The following is a 17,226-nucleotide window of genomic DNA, read 5'->3' as shown; positions in this document are numbered from 1 at the left end:
CTCAGCTCGTCGCGTCGGCCAGCGCCAGCTCGTGCAGCTGGTCCGGCGGACCGGGCCGTGCGTAGTACCAGCCCTGCGCCGTGTCGCAGCCCAACTCTCGCAGCTGGTCCGCCTGGGCGCCCGTCTCGACGCCCTCGACCGTGACCGCGAGGTCCAGGCTGTGGGCGAGCGCGACGATCCCCTCGACGATCTTCAGGTCGACGGGGTCGGCCGGGAAGTGCTGCATGCCCTGCGTGAAGGAGCGGTCGAGCTTGAGGATGCTCACCGGCAGGCGGCGCAGGTTGGCGAGGTTCGAGTAGCCCGTGCCGAAGTCGTCGAGCGCGATGTCCACGCCCATCTCGGCGAGCCGCCGCAGCGGCTTGAGCAGGTCGTCGTCGGCCCCGATGAGCGCGGACTCGGTCACTTCCAGGCACAGGGCGCTCGGTTCGAGCCCGACGCGCTCCAGGATCTCCACCGTGTCCGAGACCAGGCCGGGGTGGGTCAGCTGCATGGGCGAGAGGTTCACGTTCACGCGCAGCGGCCCCGCGTCCTTGTGCCGCGCCTCCCAGGTGCGGGCCTGGCGTACCGATTCCTCGAGGACCCAGCGGCCGAGCGGCACGATCAGACCGGTGTGCTCGGCGAGCGGGATGAAGCGGTCCGGGCCGATGACGCCGTGCTGCGGGTGCAGCCACCGCACCAGCGCCTCGGCGCCGCGCACGCTGCCGTCGCCGAGGTGCACGAGGGGCTGGTACTCGATGAAGAACTCGCCGCGCTCCAGGGCGGCGGGCAGCGCGGTGGTCAGTCCGTGCCGGGTGATGGCGCGGGCATCGGCCTCGGGGTCGGCGAGTTCGAAGCGGTTGCCGCCCGCGGACTTCGCGCGGTACATCGTGATGTCCGCGCTGCGCAGCACCTCCGCGGCGTTGCGCTCCCCTGCCGGGCCCTCGACGATGCCGATGCTGCCGCGCACGGTCAGCTCGCGGCCCTCGACGCGGATGGGCGTGGAGAGCGCGTGCATGATGCGTCCTGCGAGGTCGTCCACCTCGGCCTCGGTGTCGCGGCCCGTGGTCAGCGCCACGAACTCGTCGCCGCCGAGCCTCGCGACCATCTCGCCGGGCGCCGTGGCGCAGGACTGGAGACGGTCGGCGACCTCGACGAGGAGCCGGTCGCCCGCCGCGTGCCCGAGGCTGTCGTTGACGGTCTTGAAGCCGTCGAGGTCGAGATAGCAGAGCCCGAACCGCGCGCCGTCGCCCGATGCGAGGGCCTTCTCCAGGCGCTCGAAGAACAGCGTGCGGTTCGGCAGGCCGGTGAGCGCGTCGTGCGTGGCCTCGTAGCGAAGGCGCAGATTGAGCAGCCGGCGCTCGGTGGTGTCCTCCATCAACGCCAGTTGGTACTGCGGCACTCCGTCCGCGTCACGCAGCAGCGAGACGGTCAGATTGGTCCACAGGACGGTTCCGTCGGGGCGGTAGAAGGCCTTCTCCACGCGGTAGTGCTCGCGCTCCCCGCGCACCAGCTCGTCGTAGAGCTTCCATACGTGGGGCGAGTCGTCGGGGTGCGTCCACTCCGCGACGTTGCGCCCGCGCAGCTGGTTCTCCAGGCCGCCGAACATGCGGATCAGCGCGTCGTTCACCTCCAGGACCGTGCCCGTGAGGTCGGCGATGCCGATGCCGATCGCCGCGCCGTGGAAGACGGCGCGGAAGCGTGCCTCGCTCGCGTGCAGGGCTTCGGCGACGGCGCTGCGGGCGTCCAGTGCGGCGCGGGATATCGCTTCCTGCTCGGCGAGGGTCCGCTCCCGCAGGGCGGCGGCGAAGCCCGCGGCCACGGCGTGCTGCAGGCGCGCGGACCGGGCCCGCAGCTCCTCCCGGGGGCCGTCGTCGCCGCAGTACAGGACGAGATAGGCGTCCACGCAGTCGAGCGTGCGGCTCAGCGCCTCCGGGTCGGTGCAGTGCGTGCCCACGAGCGCGGCGCCGATCGCCTGGCCCTCGGCCGCGTCGAAGATGCGCTCGTGCAGTGCGGCACGCAACCGCCGTGCCAGCGGCACCAGTTGCTGCTCGAACTCGGGACGGGTCAGCGACGTCGCCGTCACCGGGAAGATGGCACGGCTCCAGATGGTGGCGAACCTGCGCACTCTGTCCTCGGGGCCGTCCGGTTCCCCGCTCATGCCCTGCGCCCCACGCCGGCGAACCCGGAGAAGGTATACGGATCCTCCTCCTCGGGCGCGGTGTCGGGCCGCCAGCGCGGCATCGGCACGAGGCCGGGTTCCACCATGTCGTATCCCTCGAAGAACCGCGCGATCTCTTCGCGCGAGCGCATGATCAGTGGATTGCGGATGTCCTTGTAGACGCCGACGACCTGACCGGCCTGCTCGGCGGGGATCGGCATCCCTTCGTACGAGGCGTGCGTGAGGGCGATCACGCTGCCGGGCGCGAGTGCGTCCCGCAGTTCGGCGACCGCTGTGTAGGGATCGTACGCGTCCTCCACGAAATGCAGGACGGCCACAAGGAGAAGGGCCACCGGCCGGTCGAGGTCGAGGAGTCCGTTGACCTCCGAACTGCCCAGAATGTCCCGTGGTTTGCGCAGATCCCCGGCGACGGCCACCGCCTTCTCGTCGCCTTCGAGCACGGCCCTGCCGTGCGCGACGGCCACGGCGTCGTGGTCGACGTACGCCACGCGGGCGTCGGGGTGCGCCTGCTGCGCGATCTCGTGGACGTTGCCGAAGGTGGGGATGCCCGAACCGATGTCCAGGAACTGGGTGATGCCCTCGTCCACGGCGAAACGCACTGCTCGGCGCATGAAGGCACGATTCGCCTGCATGATCTTGGGCAGCCCCGGCATGAACTCCATGGCCCGGCGGGCTGCGTCCCGGTCGACCTCGAAGTTGTGCGAACCGCCCAGGTAATAGTCGTAGATGCGGGACACGCTGGGCATCGTGATGTCGATGCCCTGCGGGGCCCAGGCGGGACGCTCCATCAGGACTCCAAGGCGTAGGCGAGGCGAGCCGGTGTTCGAAGTGAGGCTACTGATCGTCCGCCAAGGGAGCGAGTCAAAACGGAAATTGGCCGTCCGTTCTCGGTCACTGCCTGTGGCAAGTGCCGAATATCAACCCAAAGAACCGGTCCGTTCCTTCCCTCGGGAGGGGAAAAGAACGGACCGGTAGACCGTACGCGAGGTAGTTCTGACAGGACCCCCTTCTTGGCCGGACTTCTTCTTCGGTACTTTCCTTCGGCGCGGTTGCTTCTGTGCGTCTATTTCCCGTACGTCTGCTTCCGGTACGTCTACTTCGGAGCGCCGACAGGCTTTCCGTCGGGCCCGGCGGCGTACCAAGTGCCGCCCACGCCCTGACCGTTGGTGTCACCGGGCTTCTTGTCACCGGAGAACGTGTACATCGGCCAGCAGTCGATCGTCTGCTGCTGCTGTCCGTCAGGGCGGTCGAAGACGACGAAGCCCTTCTTGAGGATTCCCTTGGTGTCGTTCTTCTCGACGGGCGGAACGACCGGCCACTTCTCCAGGCAGGCGCCGGTGCAGGCGGACTTCATCGGCCAGGCGGAGTCCTTCGTGAAGCGGTAGACGGTCATGCCGTTCTTGTCGACGACGATCTCCCCGAGCTTGGGATCCTTGCGGGTGGAGAGACCTGCCGGGTCGACGGGGGCCGTCTCGGCGGGGGGCTCGGCCTCGGCGGCGGGCGCGGCCTTCTTGCCGTCGGGGGCGGCCGCGTACCAAGTGCCGCCCACACCCTGGCCCTTGGCGTCACCGGCCTTGGCGTCCTTGGCGTACCGGTACATCGGCCAGCCGTCGATGGTCAGCTGCTTGCTGCCGTCGGTCCGGGTGACCTCGCCGAGCAGGGACTTGTCGACGCCGGGAGGGGCCTGCGCGCCCTCGGGCGAGGCGACGGGCCAGGTCGTGGCGCAGGCGCCGTCACAGTTCGACTTGGGGGGCTCGGCCGTGTCCTTGTCGAAGCGGTAGAGCGTGCGGCCCTCGCTGTCGGTCACGACCTTGCCGAGCTTCTTGCTGTCCCAGACGGCGAGTTGACCGGCGGCCTTCGCCTTCCCCGCGCCCTCCTTCGCGTCGCCCGTGTCGGCGCCGTACCCGTCGTCCCCCGCCCCGTAGCCGTCTCCCTTGGCGGGGGCCTGGTTGCCGACGTTCTGTCCGTTCGGCGACTGGTCCCCCTTTTCCTGACCGCACGCCGTCGTCAGCGCCAGCATGGCCGCAGCTGTCGCTACGAGCGAGGCGCTCCGCCAGGTCTTCATTGTTGACTCCCGCTGTCGCTTGGGGTGTCGTGCCGCTGAGTGCGTCACGCATGGCCCTAGGTACGGGTGGGAACGGCTGATGCGTTCAACCTGCGTTCAAGATTCTTTTGTTCGTCAACCTCGCGCCCGCCGTCTCCTCCCTTCGGGTACCAGGAGGGCGACAGCGGCGTGGCAGGGGGACATACTGCCCATGATCCCTGTCGTGCATGGATCATCTAGGGCCTCATCCGGCCTGGTCACACGCTTAGTTACGCTTCTGGTGCTGACCTGGCTGCTCGGTTCGCCGGCGGCTGCCGCGGCATCGGTCGCCGCACCCGCCGACAACTGCGCCTATGCCTCGATCGGTGACGCCCCCGGCGGCGACGCGGTGGCCGTCGCGGGCGACGGGGTGGTCTGCAGGGCGGGTCCCACACACCGCCCCAAGCCCAAGCCTCCGCCGCCACCCCCGCCACCGCCGCCCGCTCCGGCTCCACCGCCACGCCCGGAGCCACGGGCGCCGGAGCCGCCTCCCCCGCCGCCACCGCCGCCACCGCCCGCGCGCCCGGCTCCCGTCACGCCCGCGCCGCCCCCACCACCACCGCCGCCACCGCCGCCGAGCCCCGAGCCGAAGCCGAAGCCGACCCCCACCATCGCCCCCAAGATCGCGCCGTCCCCGGTGAGTTACCCCTCGTACCGCGCCGCGCCCCGCAAAGCTCCGCCCCGCAGCGGCCCGTCCCTGGTCTCGCTCACCCTGCTCGTCACCGCGCCCGCGGTGCTCGCCGTCGCCGCGCTGCGACCGCGCTGACCGTCGGAGGTCTCATGTCGGAATGGCTTGTTCTCACCCTCGCGATGGCCGCCGCGTGCGGCGTCGTCCTGATCGTCACCGTCCTGCGGCACCGCAGGACGAGCCCGGATTACGACGCTTCGGAGACCCCGGACGTCATCGAGTACATGACGATGATGATCGGCGTGGTGTACGCCATCGTCCTCGGTCTGGCCATCGCAGGAGTCTGGGAGGCCCGCAGCGTCGCCCAGGACCATGTGCACGCCGAGGCCCAGGCGTTGCACGAGGTGTCCGAGCGGGCGCGGGTGTACCCGACCGACGTCCGTGAGCGCATTCGTACGGACGTACGCGCCTATGTCAGCCATGTCGTCACCACCGAGTGGGACTACATGGCCGACCGCGGCGAACTCACCGACCGCGGCGCCCAACTCCTGGCCCGCGTACGCCACGACGTCACCGACTATCAGCCCAAGTCCGACTTCGAGGCCCAGGCCTACCAGCCGCTCGTCGACGAGGTCGCGGCCGCATCGGACGCGCGCAACTCCCGTGGGGAGAGCGCCGGGGCCACCATGCCCGGCGTCGTCTGGTTCGGTCTGATCACCGGCGGCCTCGTCACCGTCGGCATGATCTTCGCCCTGCAGATCCGCCGCACCCCGCGCGAACTCATCCTCGCGGGGCTGTTCTCGGCCCTGTTCGCCTTCCTGCTCTTCCTCATCTGGGACTTCGACGCCCCCTACAGCCGTGGTGTCGCGGCCACCCCGGACCCGTTCCGCGCGCTCTTCGACAACCTCGGCAAATGACGAAAGGAGCTGCCGCACCCTCAACAGCAGGGGGTGGCAGCTCCTCTGACGTTCACTCAGCGATGATCGAAGCGACCTGGGTGAGGGAGTCGATCCGCCAGTCCGCGGCCTCGACGACGGTCGGATCATCCGCCCACCAGTGCCCCCAGGGCCCGCGCCGGATGTGCGCCACCCTCAGCCCGGCCGCCTTCGCCGGGTAGATGTCGTTCGCGGGATGGTCGCCGACGTACAGCGTCTGCTCGGGCTCCGCCTGGGCCACCTCGATCACCCGGGCGAAGAACGACGGATCCGGCTTCGCCACACCCCACTCGCCCGAGGTGACGACGAGATCGGCGGGCAGATCCAGGCCACGCAGCAGCTCACCCACGCGAGACGTCTGGTTCCCCGCGATGACGACACGCACCCCCTGCTTGCGCAGCCCACCGAGGGCTGGACGCACATCGGGGTAGAGGTCGGTCTCGGCCAGGTGCTCACCGCGCCCCGCGACCTCGCGGGCGTGATGGGCGGCGGCGACATCTATGTCCGGGCTCAGCAGCCGCAGCGCCTCGGCATTGTCGCGGCCCCGCGTGACGACACCTCCCACGAGCGCGGAGACGGTGTGCCGGGGCACGCCGAGCCAATCGGCCCACGAAGCCCAGTAGCGGTCATCTTTGGTGAGGGTCTCCCCCACGTCGAACACGACGGTCTCAATCATCGAGCTCAGCCTATGGCCCCACCAGGCAAAACAGGCCGCCTGACCCGCGCCCCGCAGGGGGGTTCACATGTACGCCACGATGCGCTGAGGCACAGTTGGGTCGTGGACATCGTGGAACCCACCCGGGTCGCACAGGAGTTGGTCGAGGCGTGGCACCCCGACGCCGTGGCGGCGCTGCTCTGCGGGAGCGTGGTGACATCGCGGCGCACGCCCTACTCGGATCTGGACATCGTGATGGTGTTCGCCGGTGAGCGGGAGCCGTCGCGGAGCAGTCTGCGGTTCGGCGCGTGGCCGGTGGAGCTGTTCGTGCACACCGAGGCCAGCTGGCGGTGGTTCGTCGAGCGGGAGATCCCACAGCGGAAGTCGTCGCTGCTGTCGATGTGCGCCCACGGGGTGCTGCTCGTGGACCGGGACGGGACAGGCGCCCGCCTGCGGGACGAGGCGCGGCAGTTGCTGGCGGCCGGACCTCCCGACGCGGCCCCGGCCGAGACCGAGGACCAGCGCTACGTCCTCACCGACCTTCTCGACGACCTCGCCGGGTGCTCGACGGCCGGCGAGCGGCTGTTCATCGTCACCGAGATCGCCGGGCGGGCCGCCGAGTTCGTCCTCCTGCGTACGGGGTCCTGGGTGGGCGGCGGGAAATGGACGGCCCGACGCGTGGACGCGGTGTGGCCAGGGTTCTCCGAGAAGCTGGAGGGCCTGGTACGGGAGGCGCTGGAGGGCAGGGACACCGGGCTTGTCGCGCTCGTGGACGAGGTGCTCGCGCCGTCCGGTGGGCGCCTGTGGGAGGGGTACCGGCGCAGCGGCTATCCCGGCATCTGAGCAACGGCTTCGCACACGGGTCCGTAAACCGTGCTGCGCGGCGGCCCCGCGCGGCGCACTCTGGTGGCATGACCTGGCAGACACCCATCATCGTCCACCCGCCCACTCCCGACGGCGGGCGGCGGGTCACCGTGCGCGGGCAGGCCGTCGGCGTCGCACGCGACGACCGTGACCTGGTGGAGTTCCTGCGCCGCGCGGGCCTCGGCGACGCAGACATGGCCCTCGACGACCCGCACCTCGTGGAGTGGCGGGGCAGCGGGGCGCATGTGTGGGTGACGGGGGGCTGAGTCGCCGGGGATGGACTGAGTGTGGGGGTGGGGCGCGGGGCGCGGGCACTGGCGCGGGCTCGGGCACAGGGCACAGGGCGCAGGGGCGGGCACAGAGACAGGGCACAGGCGCGCCCACAGGGCACAGGCATGGCGCTAGGGCATGGCCGCCCGTGGCCGGTTGAGCTGACGGCCGTCTCGCTGCGCGGTTCCGCGCGCCGTCTGTCGCCGGGGGTTGCGAGCGCCGCCCCGGTGCACTGAGGCCTGGGTCCGGAAGCCCTCGCCGCCGCCGTCACCCCGTACGGCGAGCGCCAGCACGGTCCCTCGCCGGGGGCGATCGCAAGCACCACCCCGATACACCGAGGCCCCGGTCCAAAAACCCTCACCCTCACCGATCACCTCGCACGGCGAGCGCCAGCACGGTCCCACGCACCGACTCCCACCGGGGGCGATTGCAAGCACCACCCCGATACACCGAGACCCAGGTCCAGAAGCCCTCACCCTCGCCGCCGCCGATCACCTCGTAGGCGAGGGCCTCGGGAAAGCAGTCGCCCGTCCCGATGCCGGGCCGCCCGGCAGCCTGCCGGGCGGCGGCGACCCGAGCCCCACGGTGCCGACCGGCTGCCCCCCGCACCAAGCCCGCCCGTGCACGTGACGACGGTGGTCCCACCCCTCTACACGCCCCACCTCCTGAACCCCCGTCACCGCCCCGCGACACCCCGCCCCGTTCCCCTGTCCGGCCCACACCGTTGCCCCGTTCGCGCGGCTGAGATCGCGGTCGCCCGGCTCCCTGCCTAGCGTTTCCCGCATCGAGGTGCATAACAGGTGAAAGCGGAAGAAGGTCCGCGGCTGCTCCTCGGAGACCCGGAGGAATGATCATGCGCGCGATACGCGTCGCCTCGGCCACTCTGCTCGCCGCCACCGCCCTGACCCTCACCGCCCCGACCGCTTCCGCAGCCGTCGCGGGCGACACCGACACGAACAACAACATCACCTCGTTCGGCTTCCGCGTCACCCCCTCGACGATCGCCGCGGGCGGCCAGGTCACGCTCAGCGTGGACGGGTGCGAGGGGAACACGACGGTCACCTCCGGTGTCTTCGACGACGCCCAGATCCCCAAGGGGCAGCAGTCGACCACCGCGACGGTCTTCGAGGACGCCAAACCCGGCGCGATGTACGAGGTGACCTTCGACTGCAAGGGCGAGAAGGGGACCACTGACCTCACGATCGCCACGGGCCGCCCCACCCATCACCCCACCCACCACCCCACAGCCCCGGTCCGCCACGGAGTGCGGGCCGGTGTCGGCGGCAGCCTCGGCGGGCTCGACCTGCATGAGATCGCCCTCGGCAGCGCCCTGATCGTGGGCACACTCGGCACCGCGTACTACTGGACGCGTCGCCGCACCGGGGACAGCAACTCCTGACCCGCCCACCGCACGGCTCCCGACACACCATCGCCCGGTCGCCCGCTGAGTTCAGCGGGCGACCGGGCGGCGGCATGCGGGTGGGCACGAACCGCCCCGTGACCGGCGCGGAAGGGGGGACGCGCCGGTCAGGAGAGCGGAACGGTTCACACCCGACGTACGGATACCGGCGTACGCATGCCCGACGTGCGAGTGACGGGCCTGCCCGTGCCTGGTGCCGAACCTGCCAGCGCCTGGCGTACCGGCGCCGGACGTACCGGTGCGGGGCGTGCGCTTCTTAGATGCCGCGCCCTGCGTTCTCCGCGCGGCGACGCATCCAGAACACCCCGCCACCGACCACGGCGGCCGCCACGAGCACACCGCCGATCGCCATGTCGGTGCTGGTCGCCCCCGTGTCGGTGCTGCCGCCGAGACCACCACGGACACCGCCGTGGATGACGGTGAACGCGTCGGGCTTGGTGATGGTCTTGCCGCCGCAGTGGACGGTGATGCTGTGGGCCCCGGGGGTGGCGTGGTGGTAGATCATCGGGTTCGCGCTGGCCGTGCCGCCGCCCATGGACTTCAGCTTCGTGTCCGGGAAGGCGTCCGACGTGACCTTGCTGCCGTACTGCTTGCAGGAATCGCCGTCGACCGTGACCGTCAGCTGTCCCCCACGGGGGATCACACTCGGCATGGCGACGATGTTGGACGGGTCGGCCCAGGCCGATGCCGTCGGGGCGGCGAGGCCGACGACGGCACCCGCGGTGACTGCGACCGCGAGGGCACGAGTGGTGCGCATACGAGAAGTACGCATGTGAATCCTCCGCGGAAGACGCCCCGGGGTAACCGTCCCCGGTCGATCGGCGAGAGCGCCTCCCAGACTGACCCTCAGATGCCGTGCACGGACCCGCATTTCGACGATCGGCCGTCCTGGTGAGGCGACACGCCGAAGCGCGAACGCACAAGCCGATATTGCCGCAGGTCACGGACCGTCAGAAAATTCCTGCCGACCGCGACTCGGATGGCTCATACCCGGTATGGGCGCCACCCGTTCGCTCCCGCTCTGTCGCCCGTCGCGCGCACCCCGCTTAGCGTTCTCGTAAGCGCAACGGACGCGGTTCGAATGCCGCGTTGAGAGGGGATCAGAGAATGTCTTCGTCTCAGCCGGCCGATGAGGAGGAACAGCAGAAGAAGCGCGCGCCGTGGGGCGTGATGGCGCTTGTTCTGCTGACCGGCCTCGCGCTGATCCGGAATGGCTCAGGGGAATTCGACGTGGGTCCGCCACAGCCGGCGTCCGCCGCGGCGGCGGACCAGGCCCCCGACGGGGCGGGGCAGGGTGTCGCACCGCTGACCTTCTCCCCCGCCGCGCGCGTGGGGATCAAGGGGATCCGGGTGGACGCGCCGGTCATGCCCGTCGGGCTCGACGCGGAGGGCTGGGTGGACGCACCGCCCCCGGAGGACCCGAACCTCGCGGGCTGGTTCACCGGGGCCGTATCGCCGGGCCAGAAGGGCACGTCCGTGATCGTCGGCCACGTGGACAATCAGCAGGGCCCTGCCGTCTTCTACGGCCTGGGCTCGCTGAAGAAGGGAAATCACGTCGAGGTCCAGCGCAGGGACCGCAAGACCGCGGTATTCGAGATCTACGGGATCGAAGTGTTCGAGAAGAACAATTTCCCGGGAAGCCGCGTCTACAGCGACAAGGGAGCTCCGGAACTCCGCGTGATCACCTGCGGCGGCGGATTCTCCAAGCAGGCCGGATACGACGGGAACGTCGTCGTTTTCGCCCGCCTGGTGGATGTGCGCTGACGGCGAATGCGTCGGCGGAACACGGCACCCGGCGGGCGAAATTCCCGTTCTGAATTCCCGCTACATCTCGTGGCGGCTCGGCACGGTGATGCGGTAACCCGATTCGATGAGCTCCGGGAGGTACGTCCGCAGTGCTTCGACGCTCTGGGAACGGTTGCCGCCCGCGTCGTGCGAGAGCACGACGACTCCTGGGGCCGCCCCCGCCCGTACGCGCCGGATGATCGTCCCGGTGCCCGGCTCGGTCCAGTCAAGGGTGTCGACGGTCCAGGCGAGCGGCTCCATGCCCAGGTCGGCGCCCAGCTGGAAGGCGTTGCGGTTCCAGGCTCCGTAGGGGGCGCGGAACCAGGCCGGGGGTTCGCCCACGGCGTCCTCGACGACGTCGCAGGTGCGCTCGATCTCCTCGCGCATCGCGCTCCGGGTCATCTTCGGGAGCAGCGGATGCGTCCAGGTGTGGTTGCCGATCAGATGCCCGTCGTCGGCCATCTCGCGCAGCAGGTCCTTGTTGTCGACGGCCATCTCCCCGCAGACGAAGAACATCGCGCGGACGTCGTACCGGCGCAGGGTGCGCAGGATGCCCGGCGTGTAGCGGGGGTCGGGTCCGTCGTCGAAGGTCAGCACCATGGTGCGGCCCTCTCCGTCCATGCGCAGGATCGGCTTGTTGCGGACGCGGGGCAGGGCGCGCGCGGCACGCGGCGGGCCATGGCCTGTCATGGGCTGCAGGCGGTACGCCGAGGGCTTGAGTGCACGTGCGGCGGGCGGGCCACCGGCCGCCGCACCGCCGGGAGCCGTGGGCCCTGGCGTGCTCGGCCGCTCCGTGCCCGCGCAGCCGGCGGTCGCGGCCAGACCGAAGACAGCGGCGCCGCGCAGGAGTGCGCGACGCCCTGGAGTCATCTGATCTTTTTTCATGACTAATCCGTCGCATGGCCGAAGGCCGGGGCGGACCACCAACACCAGGGCGGGCTGCGAAAGCACCCGATGGGACCAGCAGAAGCGAGGGCGGGATCGAGAACCGGCGGTCAGCGGCGGCGTACGAGCGGGAAGGGCAGCGTCTCCCGGATCGTGAGACCGGTGAGGAACATGACGAGCCGGTCGACGCCGATGCCGAGCCCGCCGGTGGGCGGCATGGCGTACTCCAGGGCGTCGAGGAAGTCCTCGTCCAGTTCCATGGCCTCCGGGTCTCCCCCGGCGGCGAGCAGCGACTGGGCGGTGAGGCGGCGGCGCTGCTCGACGGGGTCGGTCAACTCCGAGTAGGCGGTGCCCAGTTCGGTGCCGAAGGCGACCAGGTCCCAGCGCTCGGCGAGGCGCGGGTCGGTGCGGTGCTGCCGGGTCAGCGGGGAGACGTCGGTCGGGAAGTCCTTGTAGAAGGTGGGCAGCTTCGTCTTCTCCTCGACGAGCCGCTCGTACATCTCCAGTACGACGTCACCGCGGCCGTCGTCCGGCCGGTACGGGACGTCGGCGCGGTCGCAGAGCCGGTGCAGCCCCGGCAGTGGGGTGTCCGCGTCGACCTCGTCGCCGAGCGCCTCGGAGATCGCGCCGTAGACCGTCTTGACCGGCCAGGAGCCGGAGATGTCGTGCTCGGTGAGCCGTCCGTCCTCGTCGGCCTTGCGGGCGACGGGTGAGCCGAAGGCCGCGGTGGCGGCACCCTGGATGAGTTCGCGGGTGAGGTCGAGCATCACGTCGTAGTCGGCGAAGGCCTGGTAGGCCTCCAGCATCGTGAACTCGGGGTTGTGCTTGTAGCTCACGCCCTCGTTGCGGAAGGTGCGGCCCATCTCGAAGACCTTCTCCATGCCGCCGACGCACAGTCGCTTGAGATACAGCTCGGGTGCGATGCGCAGATACAGATCGAGGTCGTAGGCGTTGATGTGGGTGGTGAAGGGGCGGGCGTTGGCGCCCCCGTGGATCTGTTGGAGCATCGGGGTCTCGACCTCCAGATAGCCGCGGTCCAACAGCCCCTGGCGCAGCGCCTGTACGGCGGTGGAGCGGGCCCGGACGACGTCGCGTGCGCCGGGGCTCGCGACCAGGTCGAGGTAGCGGCGGCGGACCTTGGCCTCGGGGTCGGCGAGCCCGCGGCGCTTGTCGGGCAGCGGGCGCAGGCACTTGCCGGTGAGCTGCCAGCCGGTCACGAAGACGGTGAGCTCGCCCTTGTCGCTGGTGCCGACCGTGCCGGTTGCCGTGACGTGGTCGCCGATGTCGGTCCCGGAGGTGAAGCGGTCCAGGACGTCGGGGCCCGACCGGTCGCGGGTCAGGGCGAGTTGGCGGTCGCCGGACCAGTCGCGCAGGACGGCGAAGACGACCCCGCCGAAGTCGCGTACGAGCATGACGCGGCCCGCGACCGTGACCTGCTCCCCCCTCAGGGCGGGCGTCACATCGGCGAGGGTGTGGGTGCGCGGCGGGAGACCCACGGGGTACGGGTCGACGCCGTCGGCGCGCAGCCGCTCCAGCTTGCGGTGGCGGATGCGGACCTGGTCGGGGAGTGCTGCCAGCGGGTCGGCGTCGGCCGCGCCCTCCTGGCCCGTGAGACCGAGCGCGGAGATCGGCGGGAGGCCCGCCGTGCTGGTGGGCTTGGTGACTCCCCTGGCCCGGTGTCCCTTGCCCCAGAGCTTGCGCAGCGAGGGCACGGAGACGAAGCCCTCCGCGATGCCCGATGCGAGGCTGATCCGGGCGAGGGCTCCGGCGTCGCCGTAACAGATGAAGCGGGGATACCACTCGGGGTGGTACTTGGCGTTGGAGCGGTAGAGCGCTTCGAGCTGCCACCACTTGGAGAAGAAGAGGAGCAGCTTGCGCCACAGCCGCAGGACGGGACCGGCTCCGATGCGGGCGCCCTCCTCGAAGACCGAGCGGAAGACGGCGAAGTTCAGGGAGATGCGGCGCACCCCGAACTTGCCGGCGCCCGCGCAGAGTTCGGCCACCATGAACTCCATGACGCCGTTGGGCGCGGTCGCGCGGTCGCGGCGCATCAGGTCGAGGGAGATGCCGTCCTTGCCCCAGGGGACGAGGGAGAGCAGGGCGATGAGCCTGCCGTCGGCGTCCAGGGCCTCCACGAGCAGGCAGTCGCCGTCCTCGGGGTCGCCGAGCCGGTCGAGGGCCATCGAGAAGCCGCGCTCGGTCTCGGTGTCCCGCCAGGCGTCCGCCTTGTCGATGGTCTCCTCCATCTCCTCGTCGGTGAGGGTGGAGTGGCGGCGGATGCGGGTGGTGGCGCCGGTGCGGCGGACGCGGTTCACCGCCTGCCGTGTGACCCGCATGTCGCGGCCGTCCAGGTCGAAGTCCGCGACCTGGAGGATCGCCTCGTCACCGAGCTGGAGCGCGCCGAGCCCGGAGCGTGCGTACGCGGTGGCGCCCTCCTCGGAGGCGCCCATCACGGCGGGCGCCCAGGCGTACTGCCGGGCCACGTCCAGCCAGGCGCCGATCGCGTGCGGCCAGGCCTCGCGGTCGCCGACGGGGTCGCCGCTGGCCAGGCAGACGCCCGCCTCGACGCGGTAGGTGACGGCGGCCTTGCCGCTGGGCGAGAAGACGACGGCCTTGTCGCGCCGGGTGGCGAAGTAGCCGAGGGAGTCCTGGGCGCCGTACGTGCCGAGGAGAGCGCGGATGCGGGGTTCCTCGTCGCCGTGCAGGGCGGCTTCCATGCGCTGGGAGCGGAAGAGGGCCGCGGCGGCGTTCAGGAGGGCGAGGGCGCCGAAGAGGCCGAGCCAGAAGTGCAGGGCCCGCGGGGGCGTGCCGTCGAAGTAGTCGTGGCCGGTGAAGAGCCCGCCGCAGACGCGGTTCGCCGCCCAGGGCAGGGCCTCGCCGCGCGGGAGCGTACCCGGGAAGAGGGCGACGAGACCCCAGCCGACGAGGATCGCCACGGCGAGGCCCGCCACGAGCACCAGGACGGCCCGCCGGACGGCGCCGCGGCGGGAGTCCGCGGAGAACTCCTTGCGGGCCAGGACCAGGAGGACGAAGGCGATGGCGCAGACGACGAGAGAGGGGAGCGAGTCCGCCCAGAAGCCGAGGGCGATGCCGAGCACGTCGAAGGCGAGGAGGAGGCCCAGGTAGACGATGACGAGCCACCAGGCGACCTTCTTGCGGGCCGCTGTCGCCGCCGCGAGGAGGAAGAGGAAGACGGCGTACGCCAGGTTGGGGCTCACCGGGACCGTGAGGAGGTCGAGGAAGCGGATCACCGGGCGCAGGAGGTGGCGCAGCGGGGCGATGATCGCGAGGATCGCGCAGAAGAGACCCAGGGCGCCGAAGAAGGCGGCGAATCCCTCCGGCACGCGTTTCAGGAAGCGGTTGCGTCCGCGCTGCGGCTCGGTGCCCGGCCTTTCCACGCTGGTGCTCATGGATCGACCCTAGGAAGGGTCGGCGCGGGCCGCTCGTCGAGCGCGGGCCCCGCTCGCCCCATGGGACAGCTGCCCGCGACGAGGGCCGCCGACGGGCTCCGATAGCCTCTCGGCGTGACTGCAGACCACTCCCACCAGTTCGAACGCGGTACCGACGGCCCGAAGGTGATCGTCGTCGGTGTCGACGGGTCGGACTCCTCCCTCCGGGCCGCGGCATATGCCGGAGGCCTGGCGCGTCGGCAGCACGCGTTGCTCGCCGTCGTCTACGTCCAGCCGGTGATGGCCGCGGGCGCCGCCCTCGGGGCCCCGGTGGCCGACACGACCGACGAGATCGCCGAGTCCCTCATCACCGAGATCAGGGACGCGGCCGAGCGGGTGAAGGACATATTCGACGTGCGCTGGGAGTTCCACACCTTCCGCGGCGACCCCTTCAGCGGTCTGGTCACCGCGGCGGACGACCTCAAGGCCGACGCCGTGGTCGTCGGCGCCTCCGAGCAGGCGGGCCACCGGATCGTCGGCTCGGTCGCCGTACGCCTCGTCAAGGCGGGCCGCTGGCCCGTCACCGTGGTGCCGTAACCCGCACCCGCCAGAGTGCTGAACCCTCACAGGTGTGAGGGGTGTGGCGTCTTCCGTCATGCGCACGCCTGGGCCATCATGATCCGCCATCAGCCGACTGCCGTCTGCGAAAAGGTGGAGCTCATGGCGGGACTCCGGATGGGGCACGGCGTACTTCGCCGCAAGCCCATCGAACACATCGATGAGACCGAAGGCGGGGCAGGTGGTGGGCTCTCCCGCTCCCTTGGCCTCTGGCAGCTCACCGCGATCGGCGTCGGCGGCATCATCGGCGCCGGCATCTTCACCCTCGCCGGGACGGTGGCCAACGGCACGGCCGGACCCGCCGTCCTCATCTCCTTCCTCATCGCCGGTGTCGCGAGCGCGGCGGCGGCCTTCTCGTACGCCGAGTTCGCGGGCCTCATCCCGAAGGCGGGATCGGCGTACACCTACGGCTATGTCGTGCTCGGCGAGCTCACCGGCTGGTTCATCGGCTGGGACCTGCTGCTCGAGTACACGGCGATCGTGGCAGTGGTCGCGATCGGCATCTCGGGCTACTTCAACTTCCTTCTCAACGACATGGGCGCCCAGCTGCCCAACTGGATGCTGGGCGCGCCCGGCACCGGCGACGGTCACAAGGTCGACCTGTTCGCCGCGGTCCTTTGCCTGCTCATCGCCTATCTGCTGACCCTCGGCATCAAGAACGCGGCACGCTTCGAGATGGTCGTGGTCGTCCTCAAGGTCATCGTCGTGATCGTGGTGATCGCGGTCGGCTTCTTCCACATCAACACCGGGAACTACGAGCCGTTCTTCCCGTTCGGTGTCAGCGGAGCGTTCACGGGTGCGGCCACCGTCTTCTTCGCGGTGTTCGGCTACGACGCGATGAGCACCGCCGCCGAGGAGTCCAAGGACGCGCAGCGCCACATGCCGAAGGCGATCCTCTACTCGCTCGCGATCTCGATGGTCCTGTACGTGCTCGCCTGCCTCGTCCTCACCGGCATGCAGAACTACAAGGACATCGACCCGGAGAGCGGATTCTCCACCGCCTTCAAGTCGGTGGGCCTGGGCGGTCTCGCCGATGTCATCGCGGTCGGCGCGATCATCGGCATCCTGACCGTGATGTTCACCTTCATGCTCGGCGTCACCCGCGTGTGGTTCAGCATGTCGCGCGACGGGCTGCTGCCGAAGTGGTTCGCCAAGACCCACAAGACCCGGCACGTGCCGACGCGCGTGACGTGGATCGTCGGGTTCGCCTCGGCCGCCATCGCCGGGTTCCTGCCGATCGGTGAGGCGGCCGAACTGACCAACATCGGCATCCTGCTGGCGTTCATCGTGGTCTGCATCGCGGTGATCGTGCTGCGCTACAAGCAGCCCGACCTGCCGCGCACGTTCCGCTGCCCCGGGATGCCGGTCGTGCCCGCCATCGGGGTCGTCTTCTCCATCTGGCTGATCACGTTCCTGCAGTGGCAGACGTGGGTGCGGTTCGCGGTGTGGTTCGCGGTCGGCCTCGTCATCTACTTCGCGTACTCGTACCGGAAGTCGGAGCTGGCGAAGACCGACCGCGTTCCCTAGTCCCCGTGG

15 protein-coding genes are annotated in these 17,226 nt (G+C 70.5%); 8 read left to right on the top strand and 7 right to left on the bottom strand.

What is annotated here, in order from left to right; translation table 11 throughout:
- Position 1 precedes the first annotated feature (1 nt).
- From AC07AG_RS00485 to AC07AG_RS00475, 3 genes are all read right to left on the bottom strand, one after another.
- On the bottom strand, positions 2-2,137 hold the full coding sequence (locus tag AC07AG_RS00485) for a putative bifunctional diguanylate cyclase/phosphodiesterase (protein ID WP_478750374.1): 2,136 nt from the start codon (positions 2,135-2,137) through the stop codon (positions 2-4).
- A complete protein-coding gene (locus tag AC07AG_RS00480; RefSeq protein ID WP_361040856.1) occupies positions 2,134-2,946 on the bottom strand; it encodes an SAM-dependent methyltransferase in 813 nt (270 codons plus the stop codon). The genes AC07AG_RS00485 and AC07AG_RS00480 overlap by 4 nt, the downstream gene beginning before the upstream one ends.
- 305 nt (positions 2,947-3,251) lie before the next feature.
- The gene (locus AC07AG_RS00475; protein WP_478750372.1) at positions 3,252-4,223 is read right to left on the bottom strand and encodes an SCO0930 family lipoprotein; all 972 of its coding nucleotides are present in this window, start codon (positions 4,221-4,223) and stop codon (positions 3,252-3,254) included.
- A gap of 259 nt (positions 4,224-4,482) precedes the next feature.
- On the opposite strand from AC07AG_RS00475, the gene AC07AG_RS00470 reads away from it, so the two are divergent.
- Together AC07AG_RS00470 and AC07AG_RS00465 are read left to right on the top strand one after the other, a co-directional pair.
- Complete coding sequence (locus AC07AG_RS00470; RefSeq protein ID WP_478750370.1) at positions 4,483-5,007, top strand: hypothetical protein; 525 nt, start codon at positions 4,483-4,485, stop codon at positions 5,005-5,007.
- Between the two features lie 14 nt (positions 5,008-5,021).
- Positions 5,022-5,786 (top strand): bestrophin-like domain, encoded by a 765-nt coding sequence (locus AC07AG_RS00465; RefSeq protein WP_478750368.1) that lies wholly within the window; start codon positions 5,022-5,024, stop codon positions 5,784-5,786.
- 52 nt (positions 5,787-5,838) lie between these two features.
- On the opposite strand, the gene AC07AG_RS00460 is transcribed toward AC07AG_RS00465, so the two are convergent.
- Entirely contained in the window at positions 5,839-6,480 is a 642-nt protein-coding gene (locus tag AC07AG_RS00460) for an HAD family hydrolase (RefSeq protein ID WP_478750366.1), read from the bottom strand.
- Between the two features lie 111 nt (positions 6,481-6,591).
- Here AC07AG_RS00460 and AC07AG_RS00455 point away from each other — a divergent pair, with 111 nt between their 5' ends.
- The 3 genes from AC07AG_RS00455 to AC07AG_RS00445 all read left to right on the top strand — a co-directional run bounded on the left by AC07AG_RS00455 (position 6,592) and on the right by AC07AG_RS00445 (position 8,992).
- Positions 6,592-7,302 (top strand): nucleotidyltransferase domain-containing protein, encoded by a 711-nt coding sequence (locus AC07AG_RS00455; protein WP_478752144.1) that lies wholly within the window; start codon positions 6,592-6,594, stop codon positions 7,300-7,302.
- Between the two features lie 68 nt (positions 7,303-7,370).
- Positions 7,371-7,589, top strand: a complete 219-nt coding sequence (locus AC07AG_RS00450; RefSeq protein WP_478750364.1) for a hypothetical protein — start codon at positions 7,371-7,373, stop codon at positions 7,587-7,589.
- A gap of 857 nt (positions 7,590-8,446) precedes the next feature.
- Positions 8,447-8,992 carry a hypothetical protein gene (locus AC07AG_RS00445; RefSeq protein ID WP_478750362.1) on the top strand — a complete coding sequence of 182 codons (546 nt, stop codon included), beginning with the start codon at positions 8,447-8,449 and terminating at the stop codon, positions 8,990-8,992.
- 277 nt (positions 8,993-9,269) lie between these two features.
- On the opposite strand, the gene AC07AG_RS00440 is transcribed toward AC07AG_RS00445, so the two are convergent.
- Positions 9,270-9,770: a hypothetical protein gene (locus tag AC07AG_RS00440; protein WP_478750360.1), complete on the bottom strand. Its 501-nt coding sequence runs from the start codon at positions 9,768-9,770 to the stop codon at positions 9,270-9,272.
- 350 nt (positions 9,771-10,120) lie between these two features.
- Here AC07AG_RS00440 and AC07AG_RS00435 point away from each other — a divergent pair, with 350 nt between their 5' ends.
- Entirely contained in the window at positions 10,121-10,777 is a 657-nt protein-coding gene (locus AC07AG_RS00435; RefSeq protein ID WP_478750358.1) for a class F sortase, read from the top strand.
- A gap of 60 nt (positions 10,778-10,837) precedes the next feature.
- On the opposite strand, the gene AC07AG_RS00430 is transcribed toward AC07AG_RS00435, so the two are convergent.
- Positions 10,838-11,683: a polysaccharide deacetylase family protein gene (locus tag AC07AG_RS00430; RefSeq protein WP_478750356.1), complete on the bottom strand. Its 846-nt coding sequence runs from the start codon at positions 11,681-11,683 to the stop codon at positions 10,838-10,840.
- Between the two features lie 110 nt (positions 11,684-11,793).
- Complete coding sequence (gene lysX, locus AC07AG_RS00425; protein WP_478750354.1) at positions 11,794-15,093, bottom strand: bifunctional lysylphosphatidylglycerol synthetase/lysine--tRNA ligase LysX; 3,300 nt, start codon at positions 15,091-15,093, stop codon at positions 11,794-11,796.
- Between the two features lie 114 nt (positions 15,094-15,207).
- Here lysX and AC07AG_RS00420 point away from each other — a divergent pair, with 114 nt between their 5' ends.
- A complete protein-coding gene (locus AC07AG_RS00420) occupies positions 15,208-15,669 on the top strand; it encodes a universal stress protein (protein ID WP_361040879.1) in 462 nt (153 codons plus the stop codon).
- Positions 15,670-15,792: 123 nt separating this feature from the next.
- Positions 15,793-17,217, top strand: coding sequence for an amino acid permease (locus AC07AG_RS00415; protein WP_478750352.1), 1,425 nt, complete (start codon positions 15,793-15,795; stop codon positions 17,215-17,217).
- Positions 17,218-17,226 lie beyond the last annotated feature (9 nt).

Source organism: Streptomyces sp. NPDC044044 (assembly GCF_056434405.1).
This window is presented reverse-complemented; position numbering and strand designations above follow the sequence as displayed.